The following is a 17,185-nucleotide window of genomic DNA, read 5'->3' on the forward strand; positions in this document are numbered from 1 at the left end:
ATGATTATAAAAAGCTATGATTTAGATACACCAAGTGTTTACGTATTTCATTGTAATGATATAGATATAGATGAATTCAAAGAAATTTTATGGGGAATAGAAGAAGAAGGTATTCCGTATAAAGTGGAATCTAAAGAAAAAGATACCTCTAATAATCTAAGTCACGAAGCATCTTTAAAGTCTAGATTAGGAATAGGAATAGGTATAAGTAAAGATAAGATATCTTTAACTACAAGTAAATTAGATAAAAATATTCCTTTAATTAGTATAGAACTTAATCATGACTACAGTAAGTTAAGAAATGTAGGAGCTAATGGAGCTAGATTAGTTAAAGGAATAGAACTAAAAAAAATATAATGAGGTGATATTACTATGAAAAAGCTAAATGAATACAAAGAATTAAGCTTAGAAATAGTTAAAGCAATGGCTAAGGCAGCAGAAAAAAAAGCATTAGAAATAAATGTACCTGTAGTATTCTCAGCAGTTGATAAAGGTGGAAATCTTATGTTAATGCATAGAATGGAAGATGCTTTTGTAACAAGTATAGATATATCAATAAATAAGGCATTTACAGCAGTTTGTCTAAAACAAGGATCCCATGAAATAGCGGATGCTGTTCAACCAGGGGCATCTTTATATGGACTTCAACTTACTAATAATGCAAGAATAGTACCATTTGGTGGAGGGTTGCCAATAGTAGTAGATAACCAAGTTGTTGGAGCAGTAGGTGTAAGTGGAGGAACTGTAGAGGAAGATATGTCAATAGCACAAGCTGCTGTTGATGCTTTTCATAAATAAAAAATAATATAAAAATTTGGAGGAATATAAAATGAGTAGAATGTATGATTATTTAGTACCAAGTGTAAACTTTATGGGACCTGGATGCTTAAAAGTTATTGGAGAAAGAGCTAAAATATTAGGTGGGAAAAAAGTCCTAATAGTTACAGATAAATTCTTAAGAAATCAAGAAAATGGAGCTGTAGAACAAACTATAAAATATCTAAAAGAAGCAGGTCTTGAAGTTGCTATATATGATGGGGTAGAGCCAAATCCAAAAGACACTAATGTAGCTGACGGTTTAAAAATATTTAAAGAAGAGAAATGTGATATGATAGTTACAGTAGGTGGAGGTTCACCTCATGACTGTGGTAAAGGTATAGGTATAGCTGCAACTCATGAAGGCGATTTATATGACTATGCAGGTATAGAAACTTTAACTAATGCATTACCACCAATAATAGCAGTAAATACTACAGCAGGAACTGCAAGTGAAGTTACTAGACATTGCGTTATAACTAATACAAAGACAAAAGTTAAATATGTTATAGTAAGTTGGAGAAACTTACCATTAGTATCTTTCAATGACCCAGAGTTAATGGTTGGAAAACCAGCAGGACTTACTGCAGCAACAGGAATGGATGCATTAACTCATGCAGTAGAAGCTTACGTTTCTAAAGATGCAAACCCAGTAACTGATGCATCTGCTATACAATCTATAAAATTAATAGCTAATAACCTAAGACAAGCAGTTGCTATGGGGGATAATATAGAAGCTAGAACAAACATGGCTTATGCATCATTATTAGCAGGTATGGCATTTAACAATGGTAACTTAGGATACGTTCATGCTATGGCTCATCAACTAGGTGGATTATATGATATGCCACATGGTGTTGCTAATGCAATGTTATTACCACATGTTTGCAAGTATAATGTAATATCTAATCCACAAAAATTTGCTGATATAGCTGAATTTATGGGTGAAAATATAGATGGATTATCAGTTCATGAAGCTGCTGAGAAAGCTATAGATGCTATGTTTAGATTATCTAAAGATATAGGTATACCAACTTCATTAAAAGAAATGGGTATAAAGGAAGACGATTTTGAATATATGGCTGAAATGGCACTTAAAGATGGAAATGCTTTTAGTAACCCAAGAAAAGGAAACGAAAAAGACATAGTAAACATATTTAAATCAGCATATTAATATAACTATCCCCCTTCAGAAATGAGGGGGGAATTTAATGGGGGAAATGTCATGAATTCAAGCTTTTTCGCAGAATTAATAGGAACAATGATATTAGTATTACTAGGAGACGGAGTTGTAGCCAATGTAATTCTTAAAAATACAAAAGGCTCAAATGGTGGAATAATAGCAATAACTTCTGGATGGGCTTTTGCAGTTGCAATACCAGTATTTATGTTTGGTAATGTAAGTGGAGCTCATTTTAATCCAGCAGTAACGTTAGCACTTGCGTCTATTGGAAAGTTTTCATGGTCAGATGTTCCTATGTATTTAATAGCACAATTTATAGGAGCATTTATAGGAGCTTTAATAGTATTAATTTCTTATTATGATCATTTTAAATTAACTGAAGATAAAAGTATTAAATTAGGAGTATTTTGTACAGCTCCAGAAGTAAGAAATTTAAAATTAAACTTTGCAACTGAATTTATAGGAACTTTTATATTAATGTTTGCAATATTGGGTATAGGAGCATATCCATTAGCAGATGGAATAAGTCCAATTGCAGTAGGTATAATAGTATGGGGTATAGGATTAAGTTTAGGAGGACCTACAGGATATGCTATAAATCCAGCTAGAGATTTAGGTCCTAGACTTGCACACTTTATACTGCCAGTTCCAAACAAAGGAGATTCTGATTGGCAATATGCTTTAATACCAGTTATAGCACCTATATGTGGAGCTATAGTTTCAGCATTTACTTATAGCATTATGTTTTAATAGTGTAATTACCATAAAAATAAACTGAATGGTAGTTAATAAAATCTTGCAAATAATATCAACTTTAAAAAAATCCCTATATAATTAGAATATAATTTCTAATTATATAGGGATTTTTTTTAATACTATAAAAAATAGGAATATGAATATACTTGCTAATTGCAATAAGAAAATAATGTATGTACAAAAATTTTATAAATGAGTGGTTTGAAATTGTACTAAAAAAGAAAAAAATAAAATAAACATAGAAAAACATTCAATAGAAAAGAAACTTATTGAATTATTGAAATTTGGTGATACAATCAACTTGAAACACTGTTAATAAATCTACTAAGCTAATCATAAGTTATTAAATATAGGTAAAAGTAGGGGGATCAAATTGGGAAAAAAATTAGTAGTAGAAGAATCTTGGTGTAAAAAGTGCGGAATTTGTATAGAATTCTGTCCTAAAAAAGTCTTGAATATGAATGATGAAAGTGTGTATATTGAGGATGAATCTAAATGCATTCTTTGTGGGTTGTGCGAATTAAGATGTCCAGATTATGCAATATACATTGAAAAAAATATTTAATTAAGAAGGTGAGAGTATGGGAACAAAAGTAAAGTTATTACAAGGTAATGAGGCTTGTGTTCACGGTGCAATACACGCAGGAATGAAATTTTTTGCAGGATATCCAATAACTCCATCAACAGAAATAGCAGAAATATCATCATTAATGTTACCAAGAGTTAAAGGAACATTTATTCAAATGGAGGATGAAATAGCATCTATGTCAGCAATAATAGGTGCATCTATAGCAGGTAAAAAATCTATGACAGCAACAAGTGGACCTGGTTTTTCACTAAAACAAGAAGCGATAGGATATGCATGTATAACAGAAACACCTTGTGTAGTAGTAAATGTTCAAAGAAGTGGACCTAGTACAGGATTACCAACTAGTCCATCACAAGGGGATTTGATGCAATCTAGATGGGGTACACATGGAGACCATTCACTAATAGTATTGTCTCCTACAACTGTATCGGATACGTATGAATTAACAGTTAGGGCATTTAATTTTGCAGAGAAATACAGAACGCCAGTAGTTTTACTTTTAGATGAAGTAATAGGTCATATGAGAGAGAAAGTAGATTTAAGTTCACTAGAAAAATTAGAGATAGTAGACAGAAAGAAAGCTAAATGTAACAAAGAAGAATTTAAAGCATTTGAAGTTACAGAAGATTTAATTCCAAGTATGGAGTCAATGGGTCATGGATTTAAGTTCCATGTAACAGGGCTTGTACATGATGAAACAGGATTCCCAACAAATAGCACGAAGGAGGCTGAAAAATTATTTACTAGATTATCTAACAAGATAGAAAATAATTTAGATGATATACTTTTATATGAAAAATATTTTACAGATGACTGTGAAATACTAATTGTAACTTTTGGATGTATGGTTAGATGCAGCAAAGATGCTGTTGATTGTTTGAGAGAAAAAGGAATAAAAGTAGGATTATTATCTATAAAAACAGTATGGCCTTTCCCAAATGAATTAGTAAGAGAATTAAGTAAAAAAGTAAATTATATATTTGTACCAGAAATGAACATGGGTCAAATGATTTTAGAAATAGAGAGAATAGTAAAAGACAATTGCCCTGTAATAGGAATTAATAAATTTAATGGAGAGATAATCACTCCAGAAGAAATAACTTCTAGTATAGAGGAGGTAATTGTATATGCCTAGTAAAATTATAGAAAATAATTTTAGAACAAATAGACTACCTCACATATGGTGTCCTGGATGTGGCCATGGTATATTAATGCACTCAATAGCAAGAGCAATAGAAGAATTAAATTTAGATAAAGATAATGTATGTATAGTTTCAGGGATAGGGTGTTCATCAAGAGCGAGTGGTTATTTTAATTATAATACAATACACACAACTCATGGAAGAGCACTTACATTTGCAACCGGTGTAAAGTTAGCTAATCCCAATCTTCATGTTATAGTTATAACTGGTGACGGTGATGCAACAGCAATAGGTGGAAATCATCTAATACATTCTTGTAGAAGAAATATTGATATTACAACAATAGTGTTTAATAATAATATTTACGGAATGACAGGAGGTCAATATTCGCCAACTACTCCAACGGATGACAAGGCAACAACAGCACCATATGGAAATATAGATAAACCATTTGATATTTGTGAATTATCATCAGCAGCAGGAGCTACATTTGTTGCTAGAGCAAGTGCATATCATGTTAATCAGATGTTGTCGTATACAAAAAAAGCTATAATGCATAATGGTTTTTCAGTTGTAGAAGCAGTTAGTTCTTGTCCAACATACTACGGTAGAAAAAATAAAAAAGGATCTGCAGTAGATTTAATAAGATTAATAAAAGAAAATAGTATAGTAACCAATGACACTAATAAAGCTAAAGAAGTAGATAAAATGCCAATAGGTATTTTTAAAGATATAACTTTACCAGAATATACTGAAGAATACCAAAAAGTAGTAGATAAATTTTAAGTATTATTAGGAGTGAATGTATATGAAAAAGGAAATTAGGTTAAGTGGTTCAGGAGGACAAGGCCTTATACTTGCAGGTGTAATTTTGGCAGAGGGAGCAATATTATCAAATTTAAATGCAGTACAATCACAATCATACGGTCCAGAAGCTAGGGGAGGAGCAAGTAAAGCAGAAGTAATAATAAGTGATAAAGACATAAATTTTCCAAAAATAATTAAATCAAATATACTAATTTCATTAACACAAAAATCTTTTAATGAATATTCAAAATATATAAAAGAGAATAGTATAGTAATAGTAGATTCATCTATAGAGCTAAATAATCAAATCAAAGCATCAATTCATAAAATCCCAATACTTCAAACAGCTAATGACATTTTGAAAAAACCGATGACAGCAAATATAATTACTTTAGGTGTATTAAGTAATTTAGTACCAGAAATAAATCCAGAACACATAAAAGTTGCAATTTTAAATAGAGTTCCCAAAGGTAGTGAAGATTTAAATATAAAAGCATTTGAAGAAGGAAAACGTTTCTTAAAGGAGGCGACAAATACTATTTAAATAGCTTATTGTAAATAAATTTATACGTAAGTAATAAATTAAATAAGTTAGTTGATAAAAGTTAACAGATTCTTAAATGATTTCATAAAATTTTACCTTTTATCTTAGTAATGTTCGGTACTTAGGTTTTGCAAGATTTATGAAATCAGTTTTTTGAAATATAAAATAAACTTTAAATCTTAATGCAATCAGCATTATGCGATAAACTTAGCTACTGTACTATGGGAGGATAGGATGGGATTTATAAGAGATAATGGAATGAATACATTAGAACTTGATTTGGTAGCTACTGTGGCACTGGCAACATTACTTCTTTTGTTAGGGAAAGTATTAAGAAAGAAAGTAAACATTTTAGATAAATTTTGTGTACCAACCCCAGTTATAGGAGGGTTACTATTTGCAATAATAATGCTATTTTTAAAAAATGGTCAAATAATTGAAGTATCAATGGATACAACATTACAAACACCTTTTATGCTAGCTTTCTTTGCAACTGTAGGCTTAGGAACAAATCTATCTCTAGTAAAAACTGGTGGGAAATTGTTACTAGTTTATTGGGGGTTAGCTGGATTTATATTCGTATTCCAAAACTTTATAGGCATATTTGTTGCAAAGATAACTAACATAAATCCATTAATAGGCATGATGTGCGGTGCTATATCTATGCAAGGTGGCCATGGAGGGGCGGCATCATTTGGAGCTACTATAGAAAGTTTAGGAGTAGAAGGTGCTTTAACTATTGGGGCAGCAGCAGCTACCTTTGGCGTAATACTAGGAGGACTTGTTGGAGGCCCTGTTTCTAGATACTTAATAAAAAAATATAAATTAAAACCAGTACAAGACCTAGGTGAATGTGATGAGAAAAGTTCTTCTGGTTATGAAGTTGCACTTGCTAAAGAATATAATGCTATTACTTCGAATATAATTATAAATCATATAAGTATAATAGCAATATGTATTACGGTAGGTAGTTTGATAAGTACTGTAATAACCAATTCAACAAGTGTAGTAGTACCTACTTATGTTGGATCGATGTTTATAGGTGTAGTATTGAGAACGCTTGGAGGAAAATTAAAACTAATAAAAGTAGACACATACTGTGTAGATTTAATTGGTGATGTATGTCTGTGCTTATTTTTAACAATGGCACTGATGACCATAAAGTTATGGGAACTTTCAGGACTTGCTGGGCCTATGATTATAATTATTTCTCTACAAGTTGTAGTACTTATAATATACGCGATATTTGTTGTATTTAGACTTATGGGAAAAGATTTTGATTCAGCTGTAATGGTAGCAGGTCTTTTAGGTCATGGATTAGGTGCTACTCCAAATGCATTAGCAAATATGAATTCAATAACATCTAAATTTGGCGATTCAGCCAAAGCATTATTGATAGTGCCTTTAGTAGGATCTTTTCTAGCAGACTTAATAGGAATTCCTATAAATATAGGCTTAATAAACATATTAAACTTTTTTGCCTAATTAAAATTAAATTTATATATAAAACATGCTATTGTATACATGCTTAAGGGGGATGAAATATGAAAGAATCATTTGAAAGATGGGAAGAAAATAAAGTTAATAAAAATTTAGCAAGATTTCCAGAAAGAAAAGAACAATTTAAATTTGATACAGACGAGGAAATAAAAAGATTATATACTCCGTTAGATGCTAGTATAGATTATGAAAATGATTTAGGATATCCAGGACAATTTCCATTTACAAGAGGTGTTCAACCTACTATGTATAGGGGGAAGTTATGGACGATGAGAATGTATGCAGGATTTGCTACTGCAGAAGAATCTAATCAAAGATATAAATACTTAATAGAACAAGGCTCTATGGGGTTGTCAGTAGCATTTGATCTACCAACACAAATGGGATATGACTCAAGTGATGAAATATCTGAAGGTGAAGTTGGTAAGGTTGGAGTTGCAATAGATTCTTTAGCTGATATGGAAATATTATTTGATGGAATACAATTAGATAAAGTATCTACATCAATGACTATAAATGCACCAGCAGCAGTACTTTTAGCAATGTATATAGCAGTAGCTGAAAAACAAGGAGTCTCGCCAGATAAATTAAGAGGGACTATACAAAATGATATATTAAAAGAATATGTAGCAAGGGGAACTTATATATTCCCTGTAAAGCCATCAATGAGACTTATAACAGATATATTTGATTACTGCTCTAGAGAGGTTCCAAAGTGGAACACAATAAGTATATCAGGATATCATATAAGAGAAGCTGGAGCTAATGCAGTTCAAGAGGTGGCATTTACTTTAGCAGATGGTATGGCGTATGTACAAGCAGCACTTGATGCAGGTCTTAATGTAGATGATTTTGCTCCTAGACTTTCTTTCTTCTTTAATGCACATAATAATTTACTAGAAGAAGTTGCTAAGTTTAGAGCAGCAAGAAGAATATGGGCAAAAATAATGAAAGATAAGTTCAAAGCGACTAATCCAAAGTCAATGTCATTAAAATTTCATACTCAAACTGCAGGGTGTACTTTAACAGCTCAACAACCGGAAAATAACATAGTAAGGGTAGCAATTCAAACACTAGCAGCAGTATTAGGTGGAACACAATCTTTACATACTAATTCTAAAGATGAGGCTTTAGCTCTTCCAACAGAAGATTCAGTAATGGTAGCTCTTAGAACTCAGCAAATAGTTGCCCATGAAAGTGGAGTAGCTGATACCATAGATCCACTTGCAGGATCATATTTAGTTGAAGGTTTAACTAACAAAATAGAAGAAGAAGCTATGAATATAATAAATAAAATAGAAGAACTAGGTGGAGCCCCACATGCAATAGAAAAAGGATATATACAACAAGAGATAATGGACAGTGCATACAAATATCAAAGAGAAATTGAAAGTAATGAAAAAGTAATAGTTGGAGTTAATAAATTCCAAATAGAAGAAGATGCTCCAAAAGGGTTATTAAGAGTTGACCCTATAGTTGGAGAAAGACAAAAAGAAAAGCTACAAGAACTGAGAGATAATAGAGATAATGATAAAGTTCAAAGAGCGCTACAAGATTTAAAAGTTGCTTGTGAAGGGGAGGAAAATGTAATGCCATATATATTAGAAGCAGTAAGAGCTTATGCAACACTAGGTGAGGTATGTGGTGTAATGAGAGAAGTATTTGGAGAGTACAAGCAAGCTGTTATGATATAAAATAAAAATGGTTATTTTAAGGTTTTAAAGATAGATTAAGGGGGAACAAAAATGAAACAGATAAGAGTTTTAGTTGCAAAACCAGGGTTAGATGGCCATGATAGAGGTGCAAAGGTCATAGCTCGTGCACTTAGAGATGCAGGGATGGAAGTTATATATACGGGCCTTAGACAAACTCCAGAACAAATAGTTCAAGCAGCAATTCAAGAGGACGTTGATGTAGTTGCAATGAGTATATTATCAGGAGCTCATAGTCACTTACTTCCAAAAGTTGTGGAACTTTTAAAATTAGAAGAAGCGTATGATGATATTTTAGTTATAGGTGGTGGAGTTATACCTGAGGAGGATATACCTTTCTTAAAGGAAAAAGGCATAAAAGAAATATTTACACCAGGAACACCAACTTCTGTAACAATAGATTTTATAAGGGAAAATGTTAAAAGTAAGTCAGCAAGTGCTTAGGAGTGATTTTATGGAAAATCTAATTAAAGCTCTTTTACAAGGGAATAAAAGGGCTTGTGCTAAACTTATTACAATGGTGGAAAATGAGGTTGAGGGATACGAAGAAGTTCTAAAATCAATTTATAAATATACTGGGGGCGCTTATGTTATAGGTATAACAGGACCTCCAGGAGCTGGTAAATCTACATTTACAGACAAATTAGCAAAGTTAATAAGGCAAGAAAATAAAAAAGTAGGCATTATAGCAATCGATCCAACTAGCCCTTTTACTAAAGGTGCCATTCTTGGAGATAGAATAAGAATGAATGACTTAAGTACAGATAAAGGAGTATTCATAAGGTCTATGGGAACTAGAGGAAGTCTAGGGGGACTTTCAAATGCTACTCAAGGGGCTATAAAAGTTTTAGATGCATATGGATGTGATTATATATTTATAGAAACAGTTGGAGTAGGTCAATCGGAAATTGATGTAGTAAAAACTGCTGATACAACTCTTATAGTAATGGTTCCAGGATTAGGTGATGATATACAAGCTATAAAAGCTGGAGTTATGGAGATTGCAGATGTATTTGTAATAAATAAAGCTGATAGAGAAGGAGCTAAAAGAACATCTCTAGAAATACAGATGATGATGGATTTTAAAAAAGATTGGGAATTTAGACCTCCTATAAATCTAGCTATAGCTGAAACTGGAGAAGGTGTAGAAGAAACTTATAAAAATATACTAAAACATCAAATGTTTCTAAAAAAAAGTGATAAATTAAATGAAAAAAGGCTTTCTAGAAATAAGACAGAAATAAAAGCATTAGTTCAAAGACGTATTTCGAATATAGTAAGAAATTTAGAATATAGCGAAGAAATGGATAAATTATTAGGTAAAACTATGACTAAGGAAATAGATCCTTATACAATAAGTGATATATTATTTGAAAAATTAAGAAACAATCAATATTAATTAGGGAGGCTTTTCATGGAAATATTAAGAGTTGATCATGTTGGGATAGCTGTAAATAACTTAGAGGAAACTTTGAAATTTTATGAGGATGTACTAGGTCTAAAATGTGAAGGAACAGAAACTGTAGAAGATCAAAAGGTTAAAGTTGCTTTTTTACCAGTTGGAGAAACAGAGCTTGAGCTATTAGAATCAACTACTGAAGATGGACCTATAGCGAAGTTTATAGCTAAAAATGGTGGGCGTGGTGGAATCCAACACGTTGCAGTAAGAGTTGATAATATAGAAAAAGCAATAAAAGAAGTTAGAGATAAAGGTTATAAGATGATAGATGAAGTACCAAGATACGGAGCAGGAAATGCCAAAATAGCATTTTGCCATCCAAAGGGAACTGATGGAATATTATTAGAATTAAGTGAGAGAAAATAACCGAAAATTAAATACTTGGGGGTGATTTTATGTCACAAGAAAAATTAAATTTACTTCGAGAAAAAAGAAGTAGGATAGAATCCGGTGGGGGTCAAAAAAGAATAGATAAACAACATGCATCAGGTAAATTAACAGCAAGAGAAAGATTAAATAAACTATTTGATGAGAGTACTTTTGTAGAATTAGATGCTTTTGTTAAACATAGATGCTCTAATTTTGGAATGGAGAAACAAGAGATACCAGGAGAAGGCGTTGTTACAGGTTATGGAAAAGTAGACGGAAGATTAGTTTGCGCATTTGCTCAAGATTTCACAGTATTAGGTGGATCATTAGGAGAAATGCATGCAAAGAAGATTGGTAAAGTAATGGATATGGCTGTAAAAGTAGGAGCACCAGTAGTAGGACTTAATGATTCAGGAGGAGCTAGAATTCAAGAAGCTGTTGATGCTCTTGCTGGATATGGAGAAATATTTTATAAAAATACTATCGCATCAGGGGTGGTTCCTCAAATATCAGCTATAATGGGACCTTGTGCAGGTGGAGCTGTTTACTCACCAGCCTTAACAGATTTTATATATATGGTAGATCAAACTAGTCAAATGTTTATAACAGGTCCACAAGTTATAAAAACTGTAACGGGAGAAGAAGTTAGTTCTGAAGAATTAGGAGGAGCAACAACTCATAATGCTACATCAGGAGTAGCACATTTTATGGCAGTTAATGATGAGGATTGTATAAATCAAATTAGAAAATTATTAAGTTTCTTGCCTTCAAACAATGCTGAAAAAGCACCAATAATTGAGAGTATAGATGATCCAAATAGATTAAATGAAGTTTTAAATAATATAATACCATATGGTTCAAATAAACCATATGATATGAAAGAAATTATATATGAAATAATTGATGATGGAGATTTTTATGAAGTTCAGCCATTATTTGCACAAAATATTATAACAGGATTTGCAAGAATAAACGGAGAAAGCATAGGTATAATTGCAAATCAACCTAAATTTATGGCGGGATCTTTAGATATAAATGCATCAGATAAAAGTGCAAGATTTATAAGAACTTGCGATGCCTTTAATATTCCTATAGTAAACTTTGTAGATGTACCAGGGTTCTTACCAGGAACTTCACAAGAATATGGTGGAATAATTCGTCATGGTGCAAAAATGCTTTATGCATATAGTGAAGCAACAGTACCTAAAATTACTGTTATAACTAGAAAAGCATATGGAGGATCTTATCTAGCTATGTGCTCAAAAGATTTAGGTGCTGATATGGTTTTTGCTTGGCCAACTGGAGAAGTTGCAGTTATGGGACCAAGTGGAGCAGCAAATATTATATTTAAAAATGATATAAAAAATTCAGATGACCCTAAAACAATGAGAAATATAAAAATAAAAGAATATACAGATGAATTTGCAACTCCATACAAAGCGGCTGAAAGAGGATATATTGATGATGTAATTGAACCAGAACTTACAAGAATAAGACTTGCAGATGCACTAGATACATTATCCTCTAAGCGTGAAGAGAGACCGCCTAAAAAACACGGAAATATACCTTTATAGGAAGGTGGGTAAATTATGAATATTAGCCAATTATTAGAGGCCCTAAAGGATCCATCAGCCATTTTAACTATAGGAGATAAGTTACTTGTTGGATTTAGTGTAGCATTACTTTCAATGAGTGTGGTATTTATAGTATTAGTTTTAATAGCAGTAATAATAAAGTTACTACAAATAGAAAAATCTAAACCAGAAGAGATAAAGGCAGCTAGTAGTCAATATTCACATATAGAGCTGGAAAATGATAAAACTGAAGATATGGGAGAACTAGTAGCTGCAATAACTGCAGCAATTGCAGCGGCAACTGGAAATAGTACTAATAATATATTAGTTAGAAAAATAGCAAGAAGTAATAACTCTAAGTCAAGTTGGGAAAGTATGTCAAATAAGAGTAGCAAGTAATGAACAGAAGGGGGAGTTAAAAATGATAAAAAAATATAATATAACAGTTAATGGAAATACTTACGATGTAGAGGTTGAAGAGTTAAAAAGTGAAGGAGTATCAGTCTCTAGAGAAAAAATAAAACCACAAAGTACACCTATACCACAGGTTTCAAAGTCTCTAGCACCAAAACCTCAAGTATCACCACAATCAGGTGGAGGTTCTGGTAGTGTTAATGCACCAATGCCAGGAACTATAAATGATGTTCGTGTTAAGGTTGGGGACAGTGTTAAAAAAGGACAAATACTATTAATACTGGAAGCCATGAAGATGGAAAATGAAATAATGGCAAGTTGTGATGGAACTATTTCAGGAATAAGTGTATCAAAAGGTGCATCAGTAAGTGCTGGGGATGTTTTAGTAACGATAGCATAGAAATTTAGAAAAGGGGGACTTACCCGTGGGAGAAGTTATAATTAATTTTATTCAATCAATGGGTATTGTTAATATGGACTGGAGACAATTAGTAATGATACTAATTGCTTGCATTTTATTATATTTAGCAATAGCAAAAGGTTTTGAACCTTTATTACTAGTGCCTATAGCTTTCGGTATGCTACTTTCAAATCTTCCACTTTCAGGAGTTATGAGTGGACCAATATCAACAATTGAGCCTGTGGGAGTAGCTAATGGAGTTATAGAAGCTGGGATTCACACTAAAACACCAGGAGGGCTACTGCATTACTTATTTCAAGGTGATGAACTTGGGATATTCCCTCCATTAATATTTTTAGGAGTTGGGGCTATGACGGACTTTGGCCCATTAATAGCTAATCCAAAGAATATATTACTTGGAGCAGCGGCACAATTTGGAATATTTTTTACTTTTATAGGAGCACTACTTCTTGGATTTACAGGACTAGAGGCAGCTTCAACAGCTATAATAGGTGGAGCAGATGGGCCAACAGCTATTTACTTAGCAACTAAATTAGCACCACACTTATTAGCACCTATTGCAGTTGCAGCTTATTCATATATGGCTTTAGTTCCAATAATTCAGCCTCCGATAATGAAAGCTTTAACTACAAAAGAAGAAAGAAATATAGTAATGACTCAAAGTAAAACGGTATCTAAGAAAATAAAAATAATTTTTCCTATAGTTGTTACTATAGTAGTTTCATTACTTTTACCAGCAGCAGCAACTTTAATAGGCATGCTTATGTTTGGTAATCTACTTAAAGAATGTACTGTTACAGATAGATTATCTGAAACTGCAACAAATGCCTTAATGAACATAGTTACAATATTCTTAGGACTATCAGTTGGAGCATCTGCTCAAGCTGAAATATTTTTAAGTACTCAAACTTTAAAAATATTTGCTCTTGGAGTTGTAGCATTTGGAATAGGTACAGCAGCGGGGGTACTATGTGCTAAGTTAATGAATAGATTCACTAAGGAAAAAATTAATCCACTTATAGGTGCAGCTGGAGTTTCTGCTGTTCCAATGGCAGCAAGAGTCGCCCATAAAGTTGCACAAGAAGAAAACCCAAGTAATTTCATATTAATGCATGCTATGGGTCCTAACGTTGCAGGTGTTATAGGCTCAGCAGTAGCAGCAGGAATACTTTTAAGTTTACTTGGATAGAAAATAGAATATAAAATATAAAAAATGCTAAGAAAATAATTTTCTTAGCATTTTTTATTATAATTTCAAACTGCTAGACCTGAGCAACGAGCCTGATTTGTAGGTCATTGAAAGTGCATTTTACATTTTATAATTTAAAAATAGTAATCTTTTCTTTATAAATTGCATATCATAAAGTACAAATGAAAGTTTTTAAAAAGAACTTGCAAAAATAAATTATGTAAACTATAATATTGTTAATAATAAAAAATAAGGAGGTACGACAAATGAATGAAAATACTAGCTTAGTATATTTTGGTTATGAAGGTGAATTAGATTATGATTATGCTCCTGACTATGAAGTTGAGTGAATTAATGAATATATAGAATAAAAAATTTCATATTTATTTTAAAAATGAATTAAATTTTAAAAATAAATCAAAACAAAATTAGATTAGATAATATATGTAGTATAAGGAGTATAAAATGTTAGTTGGAAAATGAAAGAGCTATTACCATTTCTATAAAGATAAGGTTATAGCTCTTTTATATTTCAATTTTTTAATCTTGATATAAATTTTTTAGAATATATTCCTTATGAAGTATCCAAGTATTATTTTCCCATTTATAAATACAGATATTATCAAAGTGGCAGTCAAAATCACAATCAATCTTATTTACATATTCCCATAGTTCATTAAATATTTTTTGAATTTTTTTAGAACTTATAGTAACATGAAAAACTTTATCCTTTCCATCTTTTTCACCAAAGTTTATATAAGGAATTTTTGATAGTTCATCAATTAGTTTATCGTGCAAAATTTTTCCTTCATAACTCATTAAAACTTTCATAAATATAACTCCATTATCAAAATGAGCATAACCTTTAATTTTATAAGATTCAGATAAATAATTATTGGAAAAACTATCTAAAATATTTTCTAAATCATCTATATTATCAGTTTCAAAAGGCGACTTAATAGTAAAGTGAGCAGGAAGTTTTGAAGACTTTGCTTTAAATTTATTAAAAACTTCCTTTCTTAAGTTATTATTAAAATTACCAGGATTACCCTTAACAACACTTACAATTACGTATCTCAATATGGTACCCTCCAAACTTTAAAATCATATAAATGTAATAGTTACAAATTGGTAAATTCATATAAATTTCATATAAATTTAAATTGCTTTATGCTATTATATATTATAATATAAACTAATTTAAAAATAATATGAAATTAAGTTTATATAAGAAAGATAACAAGATAAATTAATTATATATATGAATGGAGAGAATAAAATGAGTTTTTTTAAGAGATTAAAAAATGTAGTAAATGCAAAGGCTAATAAAGCTTTAGAAAAACACGAAGATCCAATAGAATTATTAGAATTATCAATAACTAAAAAGGAAAAATTACTTCAAGATGCTAAAAAGCAATGTGCAAACTTTATTGCATCAGTAGATAGCATAAGAGGAGAAAAGAAATTATTAGAAGAAAAAATAGCTAAGTATGAAGAAGCTACAAAAGCAGCTATATTAAAAGAAGACACTGATAAAGCTCAAAGCTTTGTAAAACAAAAGCTAGAATTTGAAGAAAAATTAACTCAAACTTTAGCTAGAATAAAAGACCAAGATGAGAAGATACAAGTTATAAAGAGTAAGATAGAAGAATTAGAAATAGAAATATCTAAGATGAAATCTAAAAAACAAGAGTTAGCTACTAGACTTGATGTTGCTGAAATAAACAATGAAATAAATGAAACATTAGCAGGTCTTAATGATGATAATGGTATAAACCTAGATGAGCTTGAAAAGAAAGTTTCTCAAAAAGAAAACTATGGTAAAGCATTAGAAGATTTAAAACCAAAAGATGAAGAGGCTTTACTTGATGAATATATAAATAATTCACCAGCAGTTGATTCAAAAGTAGCTGATGAGTTAGAAAGAATAAAAGAGCAAATGAAAAAGTAATTTTATATTAAAATAAAGGTAGATGGTTAAAAGCTATCTACCTTTAATAATATTGTGGTTTAAATTGTGAGGAGTGACTTTTTTATGGATGAAAGAATTAATCAAGAAAAAAATAAATACAATAAAATATATACAGATTTAGTATTTGCAAGTGATGACTTAAGACAGATGCTAGATGATAAAGAAATAAATAAAAGAAGCTTTATAAAGAAAGTGGATACACTAAAGTATTATATGAATTTTTTAGATAGTATTGAAAAAGAAAGTAAAGAAGATAAAGGGCTTTTTAAAAAATTATTTAAAGCTCAAAAAAACTCAAATGATGAAATAAATAAATACTTAACTCAAGATAAAAAAATGGATATAGAAAAATTAGATAAATGTAGCCAATGTAAATGTAGAAACTGTGTAAGTGTATGTCCTATGAATCAATGCTTTAACTGTAGAGATAAAGAATATGTAAGTGAATGTAACAAAGAAAATAATTTACTTACAAACAGCAAAGACACAGTGACTCTTTATCAAGGAGATGAAGAGTTTACATTTAATGTGGCAGGATATTTAGTTGAAAAGGATAGTGAAGGAAATTATCATAGATATGTTTACTTGATAGATAGTAAAGATTATGATAATCAGCATATATTAAAGTACTCTAAATTCAAGGGCGAAGAATATTATGAATCAGTCATAGTAGACGATACTCAAGATGAACTTATTAGAATTAATAATAAATTCATAGAAATGGGGTTAAGAGTATAA

The 17,185-nt window shown here is 31.0% G+C and carries 20 protein-coding genes; 19 read left to right on the forward strand and 1 reads right to left on the reverse strand.

Annotation, left to right across the window (positions count from 1 at the left end):
* The 17 genes from JNUCC81_RS08435 to JNUCC81_RS08515 all read left to right on the forward strand — a co-directional run bounded on the left by JNUCC81_RS08435 (window position 1) and on the right by JNUCC81_RS08515 (window position 14,475).
* On the forward strand, window positions 1-357 hold the full coding sequence (locus JNUCC81_RS08435) for a glycerol dehydratase reactivase beta/small subunit family protein (protein WP_454096178.1): 357 nt from the start codon (window positions 1-3) through the stop codon (window positions 355-357).
* A 15-nt stretch (window positions 358-372) separates the two neighbouring features.
* Entirely contained in the window at window positions 373-798 is a 426-nt protein-coding gene (locus tag JNUCC81_RS08440) for a GlcG/HbpS family heme-binding protein (RefSeq protein WP_454096179.1), read from the forward strand.
* Window positions 799-829: 31 nt separating this feature from the next.
* Window positions 830-1,990 carry an iron-containing alcohol dehydrogenase gene (locus JNUCC81_RS08445; protein WP_454096180.1) on the forward strand — a complete coding sequence of 387 codons (1,161 nt, stop codon included), beginning with the start codon at window positions 830-832 and terminating at the stop codon, window positions 1,988-1,990.
* Window positions 1,991-2,041: 51 nt separating this feature from the next.
* Window positions 2,042-2,749 (forward strand): MIP/aquaporin family protein, encoded by a 708-nt coding sequence (locus JNUCC81_RS08450; RefSeq protein ID WP_454096181.1) that lies wholly within the window; start codon window positions 2,042-2,044, stop codon window positions 2,747-2,749.
* A gap of 379 nt (window positions 2,750-3,128) precedes the next feature.
* Window positions 3,129-3,320 carry an indolepyruvate ferredoxin oxidoreductase subunit alpha gene (locus JNUCC81_RS08455; protein ID WP_454096182.1) on the forward strand — a complete coding sequence of 64 codons (192 nt, stop codon included), beginning with the start codon at window positions 3,129-3,131 and terminating at the stop codon, window positions 3,318-3,320.
* Window positions 3,321-3,336: 16 nt separating this feature from the next.
* Window positions 3,337-4,479, forward strand: coding sequence for a 2-oxoacid:acceptor oxidoreductase subunit alpha (locus JNUCC81_RS08460; protein ID WP_454096183.1), 1,143 nt, complete (start codon window positions 3,337-3,339; stop codon window positions 4,477-4,479).
* Window positions 4,472-5,272, forward strand: a complete 801-nt coding sequence (locus JNUCC81_RS08465; protein ID WP_454096184.1) for a 2-oxoacid:ferredoxin oxidoreductase subunit beta — start codon at window positions 4,472-4,474, stop codon at window positions 5,270-5,272. The genes JNUCC81_RS08460 and JNUCC81_RS08465 overlap by 8 nt, the downstream gene beginning before the upstream one ends.
* A 22-nt stretch (window positions 5,273-5,294) precedes the next feature.
* Window positions 5,295-5,837 (forward strand): 2-oxoacid:acceptor oxidoreductase family protein, encoded by a 543-nt coding sequence (locus JNUCC81_RS08470; RefSeq protein ID WP_454096185.1) that lies wholly within the window; start codon window positions 5,295-5,297, stop codon window positions 5,835-5,837.
* A 234-nt stretch (window positions 5,838-6,071) separates the two neighbouring features.
* On the forward strand, window positions 6,072-7,322 hold the full coding sequence (gene gltS / locus JNUCC81_RS08475; protein ID WP_454096186.1) for a sodium/glutamate symporter: 1,251 nt from the start codon (window positions 6,072-6,074) through the stop codon (window positions 7,320-7,322).
* A gap of 59 nt (window positions 7,323-7,381) precedes the next feature.
* Entirely contained in the window at window positions 7,382-9,031 is a 1,650-nt protein-coding gene (locus JNUCC81_RS08480; RefSeq protein ID WP_454096187.1) for an acyl-CoA mutase large subunit family protein, read from the forward strand.
* A 51-nt stretch (window positions 9,032-9,082) separates the two neighbouring features.
* Complete coding sequence (locus JNUCC81_RS08485) at window positions 9,083-9,493, forward strand: cobalamin B12-binding domain-containing protein (RefSeq protein WP_208332619.1); 411 nt, start codon at window positions 9,083-9,085, stop codon at window positions 9,491-9,493.
* Between the two features lie 10 nt (window positions 9,494-9,503).
* The gene (gene meaB, locus JNUCC81_RS08490; protein WP_454096188.1) at window positions 9,504-10,448 is read left to right on the forward strand and encodes a methylmalonyl Co-A mutase-associated GTPase MeaB; all 945 of its coding nucleotides are present in this window, start codon (window positions 9,504-9,506) and stop codon (window positions 10,446-10,448) included.
* 15 nt (window positions 10,449-10,463) lie between these two features.
* A complete protein-coding gene (gene mce, locus JNUCC81_RS08495) occupies window positions 10,464-10,874 on the forward strand; it encodes a methylmalonyl-CoA epimerase (protein ID WP_208332615.1) in 411 nt (136 codons plus the stop codon).
* Between the two features lie 29 nt (window positions 10,875-10,903).
* Window positions 10,904-12,451: a methylmalonyl-CoA decarboxylase subunit alpha gene (mmdA, locus tag JNUCC81_RS08500; RefSeq protein ID WP_454096189.1), complete on the forward strand. Its 1,548-nt coding sequence runs from the start codon at window positions 10,904-10,906 to the stop codon at window positions 12,449-12,451.
* A gap of 15 nt (window positions 12,452-12,466) precedes the next feature.
* Window positions 12,467-12,850, forward strand: coding sequence for an OadG family protein (locus JNUCC81_RS08505; RefSeq protein WP_454096190.1), 384 nt, complete (start codon window positions 12,467-12,469; stop codon window positions 12,848-12,850).
* A 22-nt stretch (window positions 12,851-12,872) separates the two neighbouring features.
* On the forward strand, window positions 12,873-13,265 hold the full coding sequence (locus tag JNUCC81_RS08510) for a biotin/lipoyl-containing protein (RefSeq protein ID WP_454096191.1): 393 nt from the start codon (window positions 12,873-12,875) through the stop codon (window positions 13,263-13,265).
* A 58-nt stretch (window positions 13,266-13,323) separates the two neighbouring features.
* A complete protein-coding gene (locus JNUCC81_RS08515) occupies window positions 13,324-14,475 on the forward strand; it encodes a sodium ion-translocating decarboxylase subunit beta (RefSeq protein WP_454096385.1) in 1,152 nt (383 codons plus the stop codon).
* Window positions 14,476-15,015: 540 nt separating this feature from the next.
* Here JNUCC81_RS08515 and JNUCC81_RS08520 read toward each other — a convergent pair.
* A complete protein-coding gene (locus JNUCC81_RS08520; protein WP_454096192.1) occupies window positions 15,016-15,555 on the reverse strand; it encodes a 2'-5' RNA ligase family protein in 540 nt (179 codons plus the stop codon).
* Window positions 15,556-15,754: 199 nt separating this feature from the next.
* Here JNUCC81_RS08520 and JNUCC81_RS08525 point away from each other — a divergent pair, with 199 nt between their 5' ends.
* Together JNUCC81_RS08525 and JNUCC81_RS08530 are read left to right on the forward strand one after the other, a co-directional pair.
* The gene (locus tag JNUCC81_RS08525; RefSeq protein WP_454096193.1) at window positions 15,755-16,426 is read left to right on the forward strand and encodes a PspA/IM30 family protein; all 672 of its coding nucleotides are present in this window, start codon (window positions 15,755-15,757) and stop codon (window positions 16,424-16,426) included.
* Between the two features lie 84 nt (window positions 16,427-16,510).
* Entirely contained in the window at window positions 16,511-17,185 is a 675-nt protein-coding gene (locus JNUCC81_RS08530; protein WP_454096194.1) for a hypothetical protein, read from the forward strand.

The sequence above is a fragment of the Faecalimicrobium sp. JNUCC 81 genome, from assembly GCF_053667625.1.

Excerpts from the sequence above, each read along its gene's own strand:
- JNUCC81_RS08435 (WP_454096178.1), top strand. The coding sequence starts at position 1 with ATGATTATAAAAAGCTATGATTTAGATACACCAAGTGTTTACGTATTT.
- JNUCC81_RS08440 (WP_454096179.1), top strand. The coding sequence starts at position 373 with ATGAAAAAGCTAAATGAATACAAAGAATTAAGCTTAGAAATAGTTAAA.
- JNUCC81_RS08445 (WP_454096180.1), top strand. The coding sequence starts at position 830 with ATGAGTAGAATGTATGATTATTTAGTACCAAGTGTAAACTTTATGGGA.
- JNUCC81_RS08450 (WP_454096181.1), top strand. The coding sequence starts at position 2,042 with ATGAATTCAAGCTTTTTCGCAGAATTAATAGGAACAATGATATTAGTA.
- JNUCC81_RS08460 (WP_454096183.1), top strand. The coding sequence starts at position 3,337 with ATGGGAACAAAAGTAAAGTTATTACAAGGTAATGAGGCTTGTGTTCAC.
- JNUCC81_RS08465 (WP_454096184.1), top strand. The coding sequence starts at position 4,472 with ATGCCTAGTAAAATTATAGAAAATAATTTTAGAACAAATAGACTACCT.
- JNUCC81_RS08470 (WP_454096185.1), top strand. The coding sequence starts at position 5,295 with ATGAAAAAGGAAATTAGGTTAAGTGGTTCAGGAGGACAAGGCCTTATA.
- gltS (WP_454096186.1), top strand. The coding sequence starts at position 6,072 with ATGGGATTTATAAGAGATAATGGAATGAATACATTAGAACTTGATTTG.
- JNUCC81_RS08480 (WP_454096187.1), top strand. The coding sequence starts at position 7,382 with ATGAAAGAATCATTTGAAAGATGGGAAGAAAATAAAGTTAATAAAAAT.
- JNUCC81_RS08485 (WP_208332619.1), top strand. The coding sequence starts at position 9,083 with ATGAAACAGATAAGAGTTTTAGTTGCAAAACCAGGGTTAGATGGCCAT.
- meaB (WP_454096188.1), top strand. The coding sequence starts at position 9,504 with ATGGAAAATCTAATTAAAGCTCTTTTACAAGGGAATAAAAGGGCTTGT.
- mce (WP_208332615.1), top strand. The coding sequence starts at position 10,464 with ATGGAAATATTAAGAGTTGATCATGTTGGGATAGCTGTAAATAACTTA.
- mmdA (WP_454096189.1), top strand. The coding sequence starts at position 10,904 with ATGTCACAAGAAAAATTAAATTTACTTCGAGAAAAAAGAAGTAGGATA.
- JNUCC81_RS08505 (WP_454096190.1), top strand. The coding sequence starts at position 12,467 with ATGAATATTAGCCAATTATTAGAGGCCCTAAAGGATCCATCAGCCATT.
- JNUCC81_RS08510 (WP_454096191.1), top strand. The coding sequence starts at position 12,873 with ATGATAAAAAAATATAATATAACAGTTAATGGAAATACTTACGATGTA.
- JNUCC81_RS08515 (WP_454096385.1), top strand. The coding sequence starts at position 13,324 with ATGGGTATTGTTAATATGGACTGGAGACAATTAGTAATGATACTAATT.
- JNUCC81_RS08525 (WP_454096193.1), top strand. The coding sequence starts at position 15,755 with ATGAGTTTTTTTAAGAGATTAAAAAATGTAGTAAATGCAAAGGCTAAT.
- JNUCC81_RS08530 (WP_454096194.1), top strand. The coding sequence starts at position 16,511 with ATGGATGAAAGAATTAATCAAGAAAAAAATAAATACAATAAAATATAT.